This window comes from Streptomyces sp. ICC1 (assembly GCF_003287935.1).
GTDB classification, from domain to species: Bacteria; Actinomycetota; Actinomycetes; order Streptomycetales; family Streptomycetaceae; genus Streptomyces; species Streptomyces tritrimontium.
The window spans coordinates 2996532-3012249 of sequence record NZ_CP030287.1; the positions used below are offsets into that span (position 1 = coordinate 2996532).

The following is a 15718-nucleotide window of genomic DNA, read 5'->3' on the forward strand; positions in this document are numbered from 1 at the left end:
GCACAACACAGGCATGATCTCGGACACGCTCGAACGGCTGCGGAACCTGGTCCGACCGCGCCGCGCCCCCGTCTTCACCGCCGACTTCGCCTCTTCCGCCCAGTGGGTCGCCGGCCGCTCGTGGGCGTATCCCGACGGCGGCCCGGTCAACCCGGGCGACAACAAGCTGGACCACCTCGTCGCCGACCCCGCCTACAGCCGCGGAGGGGTCTTCCGCGCGACGCCGCGGCCCGACGGCCACTGGGACAGCGGGCTGCTCACCACCGAGGGCAGCGACGGGGACTTCACGGTGCGCACCGGCGACGTGCTGGAGGCGCGGGTGAAGCTGCCGGTGCGGCGGGGCGCGTGGCCCGCCATCTGGACCTGGCGCGACGGCGGCCAGGAGATCGACGTCTTCGAGTACCACCCCGACAACCCGGACCTGCTGGAACTCTCCAACCACGTTCGGGAGGCGCACCGCTACCACCGCGACCCCGCGATCCGGCCCGGAGCGTGGATCGACCTGAAGGTCGAGTTCGGGAGGGGTTCGGTCGTCTGGTGGGTCAACGGCGACCGGGTCTTCAGTGACGGCCGGGGCGTGGGCCGCGGCTGGTCCGCCTACCTCATCGTCAACCTCTCGGTCTCCGCGGGCAGGTACCACCCGGCGCCCGAGCCTGGGGTCGAGGAACTGTCCTACGAGGTCTCGCAGTTGCGGGTCTACCGCACGCGCTGAGGCCCGCCCCGCGGCGGTAGCGCGGTCCGGAGCCCGCGACGCCGGGGGCCCGAGACGCACCCGCCGGAAGCCGAGCCGAGCCGAGCCGAGTCGAGTCGAGTCCGCAGGTCACTCGGGATGTGCCACTGCGTCCCTCTGTAGTTGTACGGCCGCCAGCAGGCTCAGCTTCGGCTTCCCCCGGCGGAGCGCCTTCACCGCGGCGACGGAGTCGACGGCACCCGTGAAACCGGCGGCGGCCAGCCGGGAGCGGACCCAGCGGGCGCGCAACTGGGTCTCGGTGGCGGCGGCGGTGGACTCGACGAGTGCCGCGGCGCGTTCCAGGCCCGGCCGCTCCTCGGGGGAGGCCTCGGCCAGGGCCTGGCGCAGGGCGTCCGCGACGACGTCCGCATCCCGGACGAGCAGTACGACATCGTGCGCGGTGTTCCGTCCCGGAAATCGGGTCATGAATCCAGTCATGCCGATCATCGTGGCGGGCGTGTCCGGCGTACGGCAAGGGACTTGAGGAGGCGCAGAGGTTCGGTCGGCAGGCCGTACTGAGTCCGGGGGCCCGCCCTGACGCCTTGCCAGGCGATGGATAACGCTGTTACTTTTTTAGTACGTTGTTTTGACAGGGTGGCAATGGGGGGGGTGGGAATGGACGTCACGATTCTGGACGGCGACCGGGAGACGGTCGTCGCCGCACAGGCTGGCCCGGCGGGCCGGATCCTGCTCACGCCGGAGGCGGCCGAGCGTGCTCTCGGCTGGGTCCGCAAACCGCACGGCTGGTGCCGTGACGAGCTGTGCGTGCCGGCGTCCGCCGCGGCCGGGGCCGAACACGGGGGCCTGCTCGACCCGGTGGCGTTCGCCGAGATCCTCGACCGCCCGGTCGCGACCGGCACCGGGGTCGTGGCCATCGGCATCTCGGCGCAGGAGCGCTCACGGGCGCTCACCGGGACCGCCGCCCCGGACTTCGCCCTGCCCGACGCGGACGGAGTCCGGCATGCGCTGAGCGATCTGCGCGGCCGCAAGGTCGCGCTGGTCTTCTGGGGCTCGTGGTGCGGCTGCCGCTACGACCTCCCCGCATGGGAGCGCCGCCACGCCGCTCTGGCCGGACACGGTTTCAGCGTCCTCAGTGTCGCCGTGGACCGCCGGACGGCCGACGCGGCCCCGTGGATCGCCGAAGCCGCCGTCACCCACCCCGCGCTCATCGACACCGACGGCTCCGTGGCCGACCTCTACGACGTGCTGAACGTCCCCACGGTCCTGTGGATCGACGAGGAGGGCCGTATCGTCCGCCCCCACGACACGCAGTTCGCGACCGACCTGTTCCGCGAACTGTCGGGCCTGGACTCCGCGGCGGCGCTGGCCGCACTCGACCGCTGGGTCCTCACCGGCGACAGCGGACTGTCCGAAGAGGCCGTGGCCCTGCACACCCGCCGGGCCACGGCCGACCGGCAGGCGGCCCGCACGGAAGCGGCTCTCGGCCTCTGGCTGCACCGCAACGGCCGCCAGGCGGAAGCCGGGCCGCACTTCGCGCGAGCCGAGCGGCTCGCACCGGAGGACCTGACCATCTGGCGCGGCACGATGCCACTGCGCGGCCTGGACCCGATGGGCGACGGGTACTTCGCCAAGCGCACCGCGCTCACCGAGGCCGGAATCCCGATCTACCGCCCCCTCGGCGACTGGCAGCCGGCATGAGCGGCGACCTCTTCACCCGTACCCAGGCGCTGGGCCAGGAAGCACTGCGAGCCGCCCTCCTGGACCTCGCGGCCCAACTCCTCGCCGCGGAAGGCTCGGCCGGGCTCACCATGCGCCGCATCGCCACCGCGGCCGGCTGCTCGACCACGGTCCTCTACCGCCACTTCGGAGCGAAGGACGGCATCGCCGAAGCCCTGTACCGGGAGGGCTTCGAACGCCTCCGCCACCGCCTGGAGGGCGTCCCGCCCCACGACGATCCGCCCGCACACCTGGCGGCCCTGGGCCGCGCCTACCGCGACAACGCCCTGGCCGAACGCAATCTCTACCAGGTCATGTTCGCCGGACTGATCCCGGGCTTCACCCCCACCGCCCAGGCCCGCTCGACCGCCGCGGCGAGCCTCGACGTCCTGCGCGAAGCCGTACGCACCTGCGCGGCGGCCGGGGCCTTCCGCCCGGACGTCGACGTCGACGAGGTGACGGACACCATCTGGGCGGCCGCCCACGGCTCGATCAGCCTGGAGCTGGCCGGCCACTTCGCCGCCGATACCGCGGAGCACCGCTATCGGACCCTCACGGGGGCCGCGGTAGCCGCGTTCCTGCGTCGATGAGGCGCGTGGCCACGTACACGTAGCCGTGCGGGCCCCGGAACCCGTCGGGGGAGACCCGGCTCCGTGTGGCCTGATCTCGACTGCGGTGAGTGAACGGGCGGCTACTTCTTGGTAACTTGCGTGAGTTGATCAAGGTCGGTGCCATGGCCGACCGTGCTTGCGGCCAGAGCCGCCCTCAGTCAAGGAACCACATTGGCCCGCACCTCCCGTACGAAGGCCGTCGTCCGCGCATCGGCCCTCGCGCTCGGCTTCTCCCTCCTCGGAGCCACCACCACCGCGTTCGCTGCGGACGCACCCACACCGCACCTGGACTCGATCGAGCAGACCCTGCGCCAGGTCTCGCCGGGCCTGGAGGGCTCGGTCTGGGAGCGCACCTCCGGCAACCGGCTCGGCTCGTCCGTGCCCGGTGGCGCCGACTGGCTGCTCCAGACACCCGGTTGCTGGGGCGACGCGGCGTGCGCCGACCGGCCCGGATCGCGCCGCCTCCTGGAGAAGATGCGCCAGGACATCGCGGGCGCCCGGCAGACGGTGGACATATCCACGCTGGCGCCCTTCCCCAACGGCGGCTACCAGGAGGCGATCGTCGCGGGCCTCAGGGAGTCCGCCCAGAAGGGCAACCGGCTGAAGGTGCGCATCTTGGTGGGCGCCGCACCCCTCTACCACTCCACGGTGATCCCGTCGTCCTACCGGGACGAGCTGATCGCGAAGCTGGGCCCGGCCGCCGCGGGCAACATCACCCTCAACGTGGCTTCGATGACCACCTCGAAGACCGCCTTCTCCTGGAACCACTCCAAGCTGGTCGTGGTGGACGGCGGTTCGGTGATCACCGGCGGCATCAACAGCTGGAAGGACGACTACCTGGAGACCTCCCACCCGGTGAGCGACGTCGATCTCGCGCTGTCCGGACCCGCGGCGGGCTCCGCGGGCCGCTACCTTGACTCCCTGTGGGACTGGACCTGCCGCAACAAGAGCAGCTGGAGCTCGGTCTGGTTCGCCGCCTCGCCCGGCGCGGACTGCATGCCCTCCCTGCCCCGGCCCGCCTCCCCGGAAGGCGGGGGGAACATCCCCGCGCTCGCCGTCGGCGGCCTCGGCGTGGGCATCCGGCAGAACGACCCCGCCTCGGCCTTCCGCCCGGTCCTGCCCACGGCCGGCGACACCAAGTGCGGGATCGGGATACACGACAACACCAACGCCGACCGGGACTACGACACCGTCAACCCGGAGGAGAGCGCCCTGCGCGCCCTGGTCTCCAGCGCGAACTCGCACATCGAGATCTCCCAGCAGGACGTGCACGCCACCTGCCCGCCGCTGCCCCGCTACGACGTGCGCCTCTACGACGCCCTGGCCGCGAAGCTCGTCTCGGGTGTGAAGGTCCGCATCGTCGTGAGCGACCCGGCGAACCGCGGCACGATCGGCAGCGGAGGCTACTCGCAGATCAAGTCGCTGTCCGAGGTGAGCGACGCCCTGCGCGGCCGGGTGACGGCCCTGACCGGCGACGGCGGCCGGGCGCGGACGGCCCTGTGCGAGAACCTCCAACTGGCCACGTTCCGCGCCTCCGACCAGCCGACCTGGGCGGACGGCAAGCCGTACGCCCAGCACCACAAGCTGGTCTCGGTCGACGGATCGGCCTTCTACATCGGCTCCAAGAACCTGTACCCGTCCTGGCTGCAGGACTTCGGGTACGTCGTCGAGAGCCCGGCCGCGGCCGCACAGCTGAAGAGCGACCTGCTGGACCCGCAGTGGCGGTACTCCCAGGCCACCGCGACGTACGACTACGCCCGCGGCCTCTGCCGGGGCTGACGATCGACGCCTGCTGACGCCGCGCCCTCCGGCGAGCGGCGGTCCGGCTCCCGCCCGCATGCGGCGGGAGCCGGACGCACGTCCCTGCCCGCGCGCGGCGGTGGGTGATCAAATTTCATGCCACCGTCATACCCGTCCCTTGTCACCGTCCGGTCCGCTCGCCGATGATCTGCGCCATGCCGGCAGATCCCCGTGCCGACCGTGCACCGAGCGGCTCCTCACGGAGTTCGTGGGGTCGGTGTTCCGCGTCTGATCTCCGCCGGCCGAGCGCCGCCGGCCGGCGGAGGTGCCCCTACGGGAGCGGGGTGCCGCCCCTGCCCACGTAGACGGAGTCGCCGAGGGTGCGCTCGGCCCACTGGAGCACTCCGTCCTGAAGGACGGTGTCCGTGCGGCCGGTCTGGCGGACGCCGTGGGTCACCATGGTGGTGGAGCCGCCGCCGTCGAGGTTCATGGCGTCGACGGCGCCCCAGTGCGCGAGGATGTCGCGCACCTCCCACATGAAGGCGCCGTCCGCGGTCTTGTCCGCGGCCGCTTCAGTGGCGGGGGGAGCCGCGTCGCGCGGTCCGGTGATCGTGATGAGCAGGGTGCGTCCCTGCTCGTCGACGCCGATGGACGTACGCGAGTCCCGGCAGAAGTCGGTGTCGAGGCGGGGCCGGTTCGCCACCTTGCCCACGGAGTTGTTGTCCTTGTCGTACAGCCGCTTGCAGGTCTTGAGGTCTTCGTTGGTCCTGGGCACCCCGTCGCTGATGAGCCCGTGGGTGCTGCTGACGATGTCGGTGGACTCGTCCATGGCGATGGGCCGTGGTGCTTCCACGGTCGGTGATTGCGTCGACTTGAGCGGCGGAGCCCCGACGTCGATGACCTTCTGGACCACCCGCAGGTAGCGTCCCGCCGTGGCGTTCGCCTTGAGCCAGGTCTCCGAGCCCGTGCCGATGGCCTGCAGCGCGTAGCCGCCGGCCGCCACGTTCTCTCCGCCCCGGGCAGCCTTGGGGGCTGCGATCCGGCCCGTCTGGTCGATGACGATCTCGGTTCCCTCGGCGTCGTCCCCGGTCACGGCGGGGTCCGTGTCGAGGTTCTTCGGCGGCGTGGCCACGCCGTAGTTCCCGTTGAACACGATGAGCTCGTCAGGGTCCTGGAAGACGGTCGTCGCCGTCGTGGTCCCGAGGTACGTGACGGCCTTCTGGTGGTTGACGTCGTCCAGGTCCCGGGCGCAGCCCATGGCGCGTCCGGGCGTCCGGTTCACGTCGTCGAGGACGTGTGTCGCCAGCACCGGCCCGTTCGCCTCGGCCATGACCTCGACGGTCAGCTCGGATTTCAGGCGGGAGATGTAGGGGAATCCGTACTGGAGGACGGTCGCCTGCATCCCTTCCGTGACACTGCCGTACTTCCCGTTCGCGTCCACGGGGCCGAAGGCGCTGACACAGCTGGACCCGTTGATGACGCCGTCACGGGCGGAGAGCCCGTTGAACATCATCGACGCCACACCGTCGCCGCGCCTGTCGTAGGACGCGAAGCTGGCGTTGGTGCCGGCCAGCGGCGGGGTGGCCGTGGCCAGCTGGTCCCGGACGGTTTCGGCGACCCCGGCCTTCTTGCCGAAGGAGGTCTCCAGGCGCACCGCACCCGCGACGGGGTCCATTCGTACGATGTTCAGCTCGCGCGGGGCCGTCCGGCCGGCCAGCAGTGCCGGATCCTCGGTGTACCTGAAGTGGTTGGCCCCCGGGGCGAGCCTGGAGCTGTCCTCGTGGTAGATCCACCGGGTCATCGGGTTCGGGGCCGGTTCGGCGCCGAAGGCCTGGGGAGAGGTGAGCAGGAGCATGGCGCCGACGCTAGCGGCCGTCGCGATCAGCTTGCGCGGGGTGTGGTTCACGGCTTGCAGTCCTCGTTCGAGTCGCTGTTCGCGTCGAGCTTGTGGGAGCTGATGGAGTCGGCGAACGGAGCTGTCAGGTTGGTGGTGTCACCGCGGAGCACGGTGTACGCCGTGTACGTGGCGTTGGGCGCGGTGGTCGTCCACTGGCCGCTCTGCGCGGCGTCGGGGTAGAAGCACGCGATCGACTGGGTGCGGTTGCGGACGGACTCGACCTGGTTGTCCCAGGCGGCCGAGTAGGCGTTGTCGTCGCGCTTCAGCGCGGTCATCTCGCCGCGGCCGTTCTTCTCCTTGAACAGGCACAGGGAGTCTTCCGGGCAGCGCTCGTGGCCGGTGGAGCACAGGGCCATGCTCGGGGCGAACTTGTGCGAGCTGACGCCGGCGCCCTGCGCCTTCAGCTCGGCGCTGAGGGTGGGAACCTTGGCCCCCGGTGCCACGGCCTGCACGCTGCCGCCCCACTTGGTCTCCGTGTAGAGGCAGGCCCAGTACCCGGTCTTGTTCCACGCCGACTTCGTCTCGTTGTCGAATTCGGAGTAGGTCTGGGGGGTGATGTGGCTCTCGTAGTTGCGGGGCTTGCGGGTGTCGCCCGCGGCGGTCGTTCCGCCTTCGGCGGTATAGAGGCAGAGCCGGTTGTCGAGGCAGTCGTCGAAGGCCGCGGCGCTGGCCGGGAGGGCGAAGAGCACTGAGCCGAACAGCGCCAGCACCCCGGCGAGCAGGGAGCCGCGCAAGATGTTGATCTTCATAGAGGTGAACCTGAATCCGTCCAAGTGAAAGCGAGTGGGTGTCCCCACGGCACGTCTGGGGCGCGCGTGGGCAACGGCGGCGTCGGCCGCGGTCCGTCTCAGGTGGTGACGGTGACGGTGCCGGTGAGGATGCGGTGGTCGGAGCAGGCGCTGACGCCCGTGCACTCGGTGGAGATGGCGAGGGAGTCGGCGCTGTAGGGGCCGGCCAGGTCGCTCTCGCGGACGAAGATCAGATCGATCTTCGCTTCGGTGCCGCACGGGGGCGGGGTGGTGGCGGACGTCTCCGTGGTCCGCTCGCCGTAGCCGGCGCAGTGCGCGGCGTCGTTGTCGTCGAGTTCACGGAACGCGCCGGTGTTGTTCGGGTTGTTGACGGTGTTCGCGCTGGGTGCGTAGAAGGAGTTCAGGCGCCCGTAGTTGGGCTGCGCGTTGAAGTCTCCGGCGATCAGGACGGTGTCACCGGCCGTGTGGTAGCCGTCCAGCTTGCCGCGCACGTAGTCCAGCTGGCTCGCGGAGAAGTCGGTCTTCGTGGTGATGTGGGTGGTGCAGAACCGGGTCCGGGAGCCATCGGTGAGCGGGGCGCAGAGCAGGTTGCGGTCTTCCGTGGTTCCGTCGGAAGGCAGCGTCAGCCGGTCGGCGGAGCCGAGGGGCTTCTTGCTGAAGACGGCGTTCCCGAAGGCGTTGCCCTGGCAGACGGCGGGGTTTCCGGCGGCGCGGCTGGGGGCGAAGCGCGCGAAGTTCTGCGGGTCCTCGGGCCACCCGTCGGCGCGCAGCTGCTTGACGATCTCGTCGTACTGGTTCTGGCAGAGCTCGTTGAAGCCCGCGAAGTCGGCCTTGCGGTACTCGATGGACGCGGTGGCCTCGGTGACGAGCTTGTCGGTGGTCGACCCGTCGTGAATGCTGTCGCCCGCGACGTTCCACTGCCACACGTTGTAGGTCTTCGCGCTCGGCGTGTCGGCATGGGCCGCGGCGGCCGGCAGGAGGGCCGAGCAGAGCGCTCCGGTCAGGGCGAGTGTCGTGCGCAGACGCATGGTGATGGTTCCTCAGATCCGGGTGGCTGGCGGGCACTCGGAAGTCTGCCCCCGTGACCTGCGCGCCCGGATGCTCCGAAGGCAGGTGTAGGGGTGGCTGCGGCTCCCTTCAGGGGGGAGGCCCGTCCCACTACGGGTCACCAGGCCGAGCGCATCGCTCATGCCCCGGGAGGAAGCCGGTGGAGGGCGGCCGCCGCCAAGGACGGCCGGCCCCCGCGGTCGGTCAGGCACGTCCGTCACCTCGAGCTGCGTGCCCGGTGTGAGGATGTACTCCTCCTCCCTGGTGAAGGCGGAGAAGTTGCTGATCCCGACGGCCCGGGCGGGCGTCACCTCGAAGAGGGTCCGCTTGACGCGGCTGCCCAGGAAGGACCGGGCCACCTTCGGCTCGGAGGCCTGCGCGACACCCCGAACGTAACCGCCGCCACTGACAACGGCGCCCCCGTGAAACGCTGATGACCAGCGGTCATACCGGTGCCCGGGGTGCGTGGCGTGGGCGCGAACTGGAGTGGATCTCAGTGGCGCCCGGAGGGGAAGTCGGGAAAGCTGGGCACATGGTTTCAGTAGTGCAGAACGTGGCGATCGACTGTGCGGATGCCTACGGGCTGGCCCGGTTCTGGAGCGGTGTGACGGGCCGTCCGATGGATCCGGATGCCAGACCGGGGGACCGGGAGACCCAGGTGCTGCTGGCGGAGGGGCCGGCGCTCTACTTCAACGAGGTGCCCGAGACCAAGACGGTCAAGAACCGGATCCATCTGTGTCTGCGCCCCGAGACCTCGCGCGATCAGGAGGTGGACCGGCTGCTGGGACTCGGTGCCGCATTCGTCGGTGATCACAGGAATCCCGACGGTTCAGGCTGGGCGGTCCTGGCCGATCCCGAGGGCAACGAGTTCTGCGTTCTGCGCAGTGGGTCCGACCGGGCCGCCACGAACTCCTGACGGTGGCGGTGGTGGTGACGCTGACGGTACGGCCGGTGCGATCACCTTCCGGCCAGGGCCGCTGACACGACTTCGGCGGTTCGGGCGATCAGGAGGTTGTCGGCCGGGGCGTCGCGGTGGGACCTGGTCGTCAGGACGGCGATGACGAGCGGCGGGCGGCCGGGGGGCCACGCGACGGCCACGTCGTTGTTGGTGCCGTACGCACCTCCCCCGGTCTTGTCGGCGACCGCCCAGGCCGGCGGCAGACCGGCCCGCAGCCGCTCGCCGCCCGTGGTGTTGCCCAGCAGCCAGTCGGTGAGCCGCCGTCGGTCCGCCGGCGCGAGCGTGGTGCCGAGGGTGAGGCGCTCGTAGGTCCGCCCGATGGCGTGCGGGGTGGTGGTGTCGGTGATCCGCCAGGGTTCGGCGGTGTTCAGCTCCGGCTCCCACCGGTCCAGACGCGTCGTGGCGTCCCCGATCGACCGGGCGAAGCGGGTGACGGCGGTCGGGCCGCCCAGCTCGCGCAGGAGGAGGTTGGCGGCGGCGTTGTCGCTGAAGCGGATCGCGGCGTCGCTCAGCTCCCCGACCGTCATGCCGTCGGCGAGGTTCTCCGGCTTGCCGGTGATCGGGGTGTGGCCGGCGCCGGTGACCTCCTGCCCGGTGTAGCGGATGCGCTTGGCCAGGAACTCCCCGTCCCGGTCGAGGTCGCGCAGTACGGCGGCCACGGCCAGGGTCTTGAAGACCGAGCAGAGGGGGAACCGCTCCCGGGCCCGGTACCCCACGGTGCGGCCGGTGGCGGTGTCATGGGCGTGGACGCCCAGCCGGGCGGAGTGCGCCCGTTCCAGTTCCGCCAGCCGCTGCGCGACGGCGGTCGAGGTCGCGGCGGAGGCGGAGGCGCTCCCGCCCGCCGACAGGGAGGCTGTCAGTGCCGCTCCGGCCCCCCACGCGAGCAGGGTGCGTCGGGACGGGGTCTGTCCTGTGGTGTCCACGGTCGTCCTCTTCCCCTCCGTACCAAGATCTCAACCGTTCCACGCCCGCCCCGCCCCGCCCCGCCTTGCCGGGACCTAGGCCAAGGCGAAACAAGATGGCCGACGGTTCGGGCCCGTGGCAGAGTCGTCCCATGTCAAACGGCACTTCGTATCCTGTTCTCCGCACCCCTGACCTCGCGGCAGCTTTGAAAGCCGCCCGCCAGGCGGTCGCCATCGGCGTCTCCGCGCAGTCGAAGGTCACGGTGGAAGCCTGCGTGCCCAGCCTGGCAGAGGTCTTGCGCCTGCGCGACGCGCTGCCGGAGTCCGTGTTCATGTGCTGGAACATCGACGCGCCCGGTGAGCCGTTGCCCGGCGTGCCGGATCTGACGTACCCGGTCGGAGCCCGTGACCTGCCCGACGGCCTGGCGGGAGCGGAAGCGTACTTGCCGCTCACGGTCTCGATGGAGGACCGACCGCTGGGAACCGTCGAGGACGGCTTCTCCGAAGTGATCGGCCCGCACCCGGCGGAGATCTCCTGGCGGCACCTCGAGTGGCCGGAGGCGCCGGGTCGGGACGTGTACTGGGAGGGCACGCACGCCGCGGTGGCGCTCGTGCTCAACTGCGACTCCCGCGACCTGGAGGTGGCGGCCGGTACCCATACCGTCTTCGTCGTCGTCCGCCGCAACGACCACGGGGAGCGCCAAGCGCGTTGGATCGCCGAGCAGATCGGGCAGCAGGTCATCGGCCCTCGCGATGACGGCTGACCCCGTACGAGGCGTTCGACGCCCCCGGTGTCCGCCGGCCCGCCGGTCCGCCCGTCCGCCGGACCCCGTCCTCCTGCTCCTCGTACCGGTGAGACCGGCGCGAGGTGCAGGAGCGGGGAGGTCGCACTACGCGACGGCGGTTCCCTCGAGCTCGACCAGCTGGCCGGGGATCGCCAGGCGCGTCACTCCGAGCATCGTCGAGGCCGGCGCCACCCCGGCGGCCCCCAGCCGCGCCGCCAGCACGCCGTAGTGCCGGAACAGCAGGTCGACGTCCGTCGTGTAGACGTTGAGCCGGACGAGGTCCGCCAGGGACATGCCGGCCTCGCCGAGCACGGCTTCCAGGTTGTCGATGCTCAGCGCCAACTGCGCCGCCATGTCACCGTCGTGCTGGGGCTTTCCGTCGCCGCTCATCGCGGTCTGCCCCGAGATGTACAGGGTCCGGGTGTGCCCGGAGACGACCTCGCCCTGGTTGAACCCCAGGTCCTGCGACCACGTCACCGGGTTGATCGCCGTTCGTTCCACTGCCACTTCAGCTCCATTCGATTCGCGGGAAGTACCTGCCGCGCCCGCCCGCCGGCTCGGTAGCCGTCGGCTTCGACGTCGTGTCACCGAGCCTCGCAACAAATCACGACATCCTTCGTCATGTATTTCGATAGAGTTCTCATATGCGCGCCGACCGGTTGGTCTCACTGGTCCTCCTGCTGCGCCGGCGCGGCCGGATGACAGCGGACACGCTGGCCCGGGAGCTGGAGGTGTCCACCCGCACCGTGCTGCGCGACATCGAGGCGCTGTCCGCGGCCGGCGTCCCGGTCTACGCCGAGCGCGGCAGGCACGGCGGTTTCGCACTGCTTCCCGGCTTCCAGACCGAGCTCACCGGGCTGAACCACGACGAGGCCCTCGCCCTGCTGACCGCCGGCTCGGGGCGCGGAGAGCTGGTGTTCGGCCTCAGCTCGGCGCTCGCTTCGGCCATGCGCAAGGTGGTCGACGCCCTGCCCGAAAGCCACCGGGCCACCGCGAACGACGGGGCCCAGCGGCTCCTCGTCGACCCGGAGACCGACCTGCTCTCGCGCCGGCTGGTCATGGAGCGGGTACCCGACACCACGATGATCGAGGTCAGGCGCGCGGTGCTCGCCGGACACAAGCTGCGCATCCACTACGCGGCCACGGGCCAGGAGCCGCAGTGGCGCACGGTGGACCCGATCGGCCTGGTCACCGTACGCGAGCGGGGCTACCTGCTGGCTTCGAGAGCCGGCGCGGACCGCACGTACCGGCTGTCACGGATGTTGGCCGCCGAGGAACTCCCCGAACCGGCACAGCGGCCGAACCAGGTCGATCTGGACCGGATCTGGCGGGAGCGCTCCGCACGGTTCCTCTCCGACGGCGACCACCTCACCGTGCGGCTGCGGGTGAACCCGGCGCGGCGGGAGGAACTGCTGGACACCGCGCTGGCCGTCCGGGCGGAAGAACCAGACGCGGACGGCTGGTTGCGGCTGGAGGTGACCCTCCAGGATTCCCGGCACGCCGTATGGGCGCTGTGGCAGCTCGGCACGGACGCGGAAGCCCTGGCCCCGGAGTCGTTGCGCGCCTCCCTGCGCGAGCGGGCCGCCGCGATGGCCGCCCGCTACGGCGAACCGTCCTGAAAGAGCCGGGGCTTGGCGGTCGGGGGTGCCGGCGGCGGAGCCGTGCCGGCGTCGGATGATCCAGGATTCGCCGTACCCCCGCCCGCCGGGCGGCCTACCGTACGGAGAGCGAGGTATGCCGCCGACACCGAGGAGGACTCCCATGCCATCGTCCTGCGATCCGCAGTACGCTCCGGCCGGCGATGTGGGCGCGGCGCTCATGGTGATCGACTCCCGCCTCAAAGCGATCTACGACGAGAAGGCCGAGACCAGCTCCGAACAGCGCCTGCTCACCGACCGGTTCATCGCATCGTTGGGACCCGACGAAGCCCATGACCTGCTCGACGGTGCGTGCACGCTCATCTACATGTTCATGACGTGGCTGCGCAAAGCGTACGAGGAACACGACAAGGACGTCATCGAGTACGTGGTCCCCAACCTGGTGGCCACCATGCGCACGATGACCCGGAGCGTGCGCCCCGAGGCCATCCCCACCATGGCCGGCATGGTCATCGCGGCAGGCACCGGCCTGAGCCCCAGCCTCTGGCGCAAGCAGTACGGGGACTGGACCGAGGAGGAGATGAACCCCCTGGAAGCCACCGCGCTCCTCCTCGCGGAGCACATCAACCGGCTCACGGACGACCGAGACCACGCCACACGCCTGATCGTCAACGCCCTTGGCAGTGCGGACGGGGACTGACCGTCGACCGGCTGCACGAGGAAGGACGCCGTCAGGCCGCCCCGAACGACCAGAAGACGCCCACCTCAGGCGGGGCGCGCGGGGCGCTGGGCCATGATGACCAGACCCGGCCCGGTGTGCTCGTCCGCGGGGAGCCGGAGTTCGGCGACCGGGCGCAGGCCGGCCTGCTCGATCAGGTCCACGAGCTGTTCCGGCCGCCACTTGTGTGTCGTCCAACGGACGGGCACGCCTCCGTATGCCTCGGTGCGCTTCGCGTCCTCGTCGCCGACGTGCGTTGCGGTGATGAAGTGCCCGCCCGGTTTCAGGGCGCGCGCGAACAGGGCGAGAACCTGGGGGAGGACGTCCCGGGGGAGGTTGAACAGCGACCACCACCCGAGCACACCGCCGAGGGAGGCCTCACCCAGGTCGAGGTCGGTGGCGGAAGCGACGCTGAAGCGGCATTGCGGATGGAGCCGGCGCGCGTTCTCGATCATGCGGGGAGAGAGGTCGACGCCGGACACGTCGAGTCCGCGTTCAGCGAGGTAGGCGGTCACCGTGCCGGGTCCGCAGCCGACGTCGAGGACGGGCCCGAGCCCGCCCACGGTGTCGGCGAAGACATCGATCGACGCCTTGAGCCACGGATGGGTACGGATGTCGCCGATTCCCGTCGTCACCACCATGTGGGCGTAGTTGTCGGCCACCCGGTCATAGGATTCGCGGACCACGTCGAGGTCGGCCGGGCGGTCGATACGGTGTCGGGGCATCGGCCAACCATACGGCGAACGGATCTCACGGCGTCGGCGCGGGGGTTGGGAACGCATGACCCCGAGGGTTCACCGGGGCGGGAGCGGAAGGCTGCGGGTGGACTGGTCGACAGGGCTGCTCGGGTTCGCGGCGGGGCTGCTGATCGCGGTGGTGACGGCGCCGGTCGGCGTGTCGGGAGCGGTGTTCCTGCTGCCGATCCAGCTCAGCGTCCTGGCCGTGCCGAATCCGGCCGTGACCCCGACGAACCTCCTCTACAACGTGGTCGCCGGTCCCGGCGCCCTGCTCCGCTACCACCGCGACGGCCGCTTGCGCGGCCGGCTGACCCGGCTCCTGCTCGCCGGGACGCTCCCCGGGGTCGTCCTCGGCGCGGTCATCCGCGTCTTCGCAGTGCCGGGCCCCACCGTCTTCCGGGCCTTGGTCGCGATCCTGCTGTTGCCGCTGGGCCTGTGGCTCATCGCCCGCACGCTCCGGGCGACCGCCGACACCGCTCACACCGCCGGATCCGGCGGCACCGGCGGGCAGGGCCTGCGGCCCCGGTCGACCGTCGTCCTGTCGGTGGCGGTCGGCACGGTCGGCGGGATCTACGGCATCGGCGGCGGCTCGATCCTCGGCCCGGTCCTCGTCGGCCGCGGGATGCCCGTGGCGCAGGTCGCACCGGCCGCGCTCGCCTCCACCTTCTGCACCTCCCTGGCCGGCGCCGCCACTTACGGCCTGCTGTCGTTGACCGCCACCGGCTCCATCGCCCCCGACTGGCCCCTCGGTCTCGCCTGCGGCCTCGGCGGGCTGATCGGCGGCTACCTCGGCGCCCGCCTGCAGCCCCGGCTGCCCGAGCGCTTCCTGCGCTTCCTCCTCGGCGCCTTGGCGGCCGGCGTCGGCACCTTCTACGCCGTCGACATCCTGGCCTGACCAGGCAGGACAAGCCCCCCGGCGAGCCGTCAGCCCGTCGGGGTCGGCTCCGCCCCTCCGCCTGCGCCCATTCGGGCGAAAACTCGCCGAGAAGCTGCTCCGCGTACCCGTGGGCGCGCGATGGTCTCTCCGACAGGACGGGCTCAAAGAAGGAACGGAACATTGCACTTGAGGCGTACCGGAACGATCCTGGGCGCAGTCGCGCTGACCATGCTGACACTTCCGGCCGACGCGCACGCCGCGGCCATCGCCTGCGGAGGGGGTACGTCGACCGGCCGTGTGGCCGTCAACGGCTGCATCAGTGCCCAGAGGGGATCCGCCGGCAGGTTCCCGACACGGGAGATCACGGCGTACATCAAGGCGCGCAACACGGGGACGAGGGGACTGAACGTCTCGTACGAGGCGTTCTTCCGCGTCGTCGACGGCGGGCACTGGGAGAAGGTGGGCAGCGGTCGCACCTACGTCCCGGCCGGCGCGGCCCTCGACCCCCTCGCCGTGGGAAGCACGACCAGGGTGTGCGGCCCCGTGAAGGTCGAGATCCGGGTCCACGCCAAGGCCGACGGCGCCGCGTGGAGCGGGTGGTCTCCAGCGGTCACGAAGCAGTGCCAGACCTGACCTTGGCCTGACCTTGGCCATGACCACGACCTGACCATGACCATGACCATGACCATGAC

The 15718-nt window shown here is 71.0% G+C and carries 17 protein-coding genes; 10 read left to right on the forward strand and 7 right to left on the reverse strand.

The genetic code is table 11. The annotated features are described in order from the left end of the window. Window positions 1-13: 13 nt before the first annotated feature. Window positions 14-712, forward strand: coding sequence for a beta-glucanase (locus DRB96_RS14185; protein ID WP_112448790.1), 699 nt, complete (start codon window positions 14-16; stop codon window positions 710-712). Between the two features lie 108 nt (window positions 713-820). Here DRB96_RS14185 and DRB96_RS42910 read toward each other — a convergent pair whose 3' ends face one another. Further along, a complete protein-coding gene (locus tag DRB96_RS42910; protein ID WP_162688529.1) occupies window positions 821-1168 on the reverse strand; it encodes a hypothetical protein in 348 nt (115 codons plus the stop codon). Window positions 1169-1345: 177 nt separating this feature from the next. Here DRB96_RS42910 and DRB96_RS14190 point away from each other — a divergent pair, with 177 nt between their 5' ends. The 3 genes from DRB96_RS14190 to DRB96_RS14200 all read left to right on the forward strand — a co-directional run bounded on the left by DRB96_RS14190 (window position 1346) and on the right by DRB96_RS14200 (window position 4797). Further along, the gene (locus DRB96_RS14190; RefSeq protein ID WP_162688528.1) at window positions 1346-2389 is read left to right on the forward strand and encodes a TlpA disulfide reductase family protein; all 1044 of its coding nucleotides are present in this window, start codon (window positions 1346-1348) and stop codon (window positions 2387-2389) included. Further along, window positions 2386-2997: a TetR/AcrR family transcriptional regulator gene (locus DRB96_RS14195; protein ID WP_112448792.1), complete on the forward strand. Its 612-nt coding sequence runs from the start codon at window positions 2386-2388 to the stop codon at window positions 2995-2997. The genes DRB96_RS14190 and DRB96_RS14195 overlap by 4 nt, the downstream gene beginning before the upstream one ends. Before the next feature lie 192 nt (window positions 2998-3189). Continuing rightward, on the forward strand, window positions 3190-4797 hold the full coding sequence (locus tag DRB96_RS14200) for a phospholipase D-like domain-containing protein (protein ID WP_112448793.1): 1608 nt from the start codon (window positions 3190-3192) through the stop codon (window positions 4795-4797). Between the two features lie 292 nt (window positions 4798-5089). On the opposite strand, the gene DRB96_RS14205 is transcribed toward DRB96_RS14200, so the two are convergent. The 3 genes from DRB96_RS14205 to DRB96_RS14215 form a co-directional block, all read right to left on the reverse strand. Beyond that, window positions 5090-6664 (reverse strand): phosphodiester glycosidase family protein, encoded by a 1575-nt coding sequence (locus DRB96_RS14205; RefSeq protein WP_112448794.1) that lies wholly within the window; start codon window positions 6662-6664, stop codon window positions 5090-5092. Beyond that, complete coding sequence (locus DRB96_RS14210) at window positions 6661-7404, reverse strand: peptidase inhibitor family I36 protein (protein ID WP_112448795.1); 744 nt, start codon at window positions 7402-7404, stop codon at window positions 6661-6663. Before DRB96_RS14210 ends, DRB96_RS14205 begins: the two co-directional genes overlap by 4 nt. A gap of 98 nt (window positions 7405-7502) precedes the next feature. Then, window positions 7503-8432, reverse strand: coding sequence for an endonuclease/exonuclease/phosphatase family protein (locus DRB96_RS14215; protein ID WP_112448796.1), 930 nt, complete (start codon window positions 8430-8432; stop codon window positions 7503-7505). Between the two features lie 551 nt (window positions 8433-8983). On the opposite strand from DRB96_RS14215, the gene DRB96_RS42915 reads away from it, so the two are divergent. Next, the gene (locus tag DRB96_RS42915; RefSeq protein ID WP_162688527.1) at window positions 8984-9367 is read left to right on the forward strand and encodes a VOC family protein; all 384 of its coding nucleotides are present in this window, start codon (window positions 8984-8986) and stop codon (window positions 9365-9367) included. A 41-nt stretch (window positions 9368-9408) separates the two neighbouring features. On the opposite strand, the gene bla is transcribed toward DRB96_RS42915, so the two are convergent. Continuing rightward, on the reverse strand, window positions 9409-10332 hold the full coding sequence (gene bla / locus DRB96_RS14235; RefSeq protein ID WP_204357720.1) for a class A beta-lactamase: 924 nt from the start codon (window positions 10330-10332) through the stop codon (window positions 9409-9411). Between the two features lie 131 nt (window positions 10333-10463). Here bla and DRB96_RS14240 point away from each other — a divergent pair, with 131 nt between their 5' ends. Further along, window positions 10464-11075 (forward strand): hypothetical protein, encoded by a 612-nt coding sequence (locus tag DRB96_RS14240; RefSeq protein WP_162688526.1) that lies wholly within the window; start codon window positions 10464-10466, stop codon window positions 11073-11075. 126 nt (window positions 11076-11201) lie between these two features. On the opposite strand, the gene DRB96_RS14245 is transcribed toward DRB96_RS14240, so the two are convergent. After that, window positions 11202-11597 (reverse strand): RidA family protein, encoded by a 396-nt coding sequence (locus DRB96_RS14245; RefSeq protein WP_112448800.1) that lies wholly within the window; start codon window positions 11595-11597, stop codon window positions 11202-11204. Between the two features lie 143 nt (window positions 11598-11740). Here DRB96_RS14245 and DRB96_RS14250 point away from each other — a divergent pair, with 143 nt between their 5' ends. Next, a complete protein-coding gene (locus DRB96_RS14250) occupies window positions 11741-12715 on the forward strand; it encodes a WYL domain-containing protein (RefSeq protein WP_112448801.1) in 975 nt (324 codons plus the stop codon). A gap of 142 nt (window positions 12716-12857) precedes the next feature. Continuing rightward, entirely contained in the window at window positions 12858-13394 is a 537-nt protein-coding gene (locus DRB96_RS14255; RefSeq protein ID WP_112448802.1) for a hypothetical protein, read from the forward strand. 65 nt (window positions 13395-13459) lie between these two features. On the opposite strand, the gene DRB96_RS14260 is transcribed toward DRB96_RS14255, so the two are convergent. After that, entirely contained in the window at window positions 13460-14137 is a 678-nt protein-coding gene (locus DRB96_RS14260; RefSeq protein WP_112448803.1) for a class I SAM-dependent methyltransferase, read from the reverse strand. Window positions 14138-14234: 97 nt separating this feature from the next. On the opposite strand from DRB96_RS14260, the gene DRB96_RS14265 reads away from it, so the two are divergent. Further along, a complete protein-coding gene (locus tag DRB96_RS14265) occupies window positions 14235-15044 on the forward strand; it encodes a sulfite exporter TauE/SafE family protein (protein ID WP_112448804.1) in 810 nt (269 codons plus the stop codon). A gap of 168 nt (window positions 15045-15212) precedes the next feature. Further along, entirely contained in the window at window positions 15213-15659 is a 447-nt protein-coding gene (locus DRB96_RS14270) for a hypothetical protein (protein WP_112448805.1), read from the forward strand. Window positions 15660-15718: the final 59 nt, after the last annotated feature.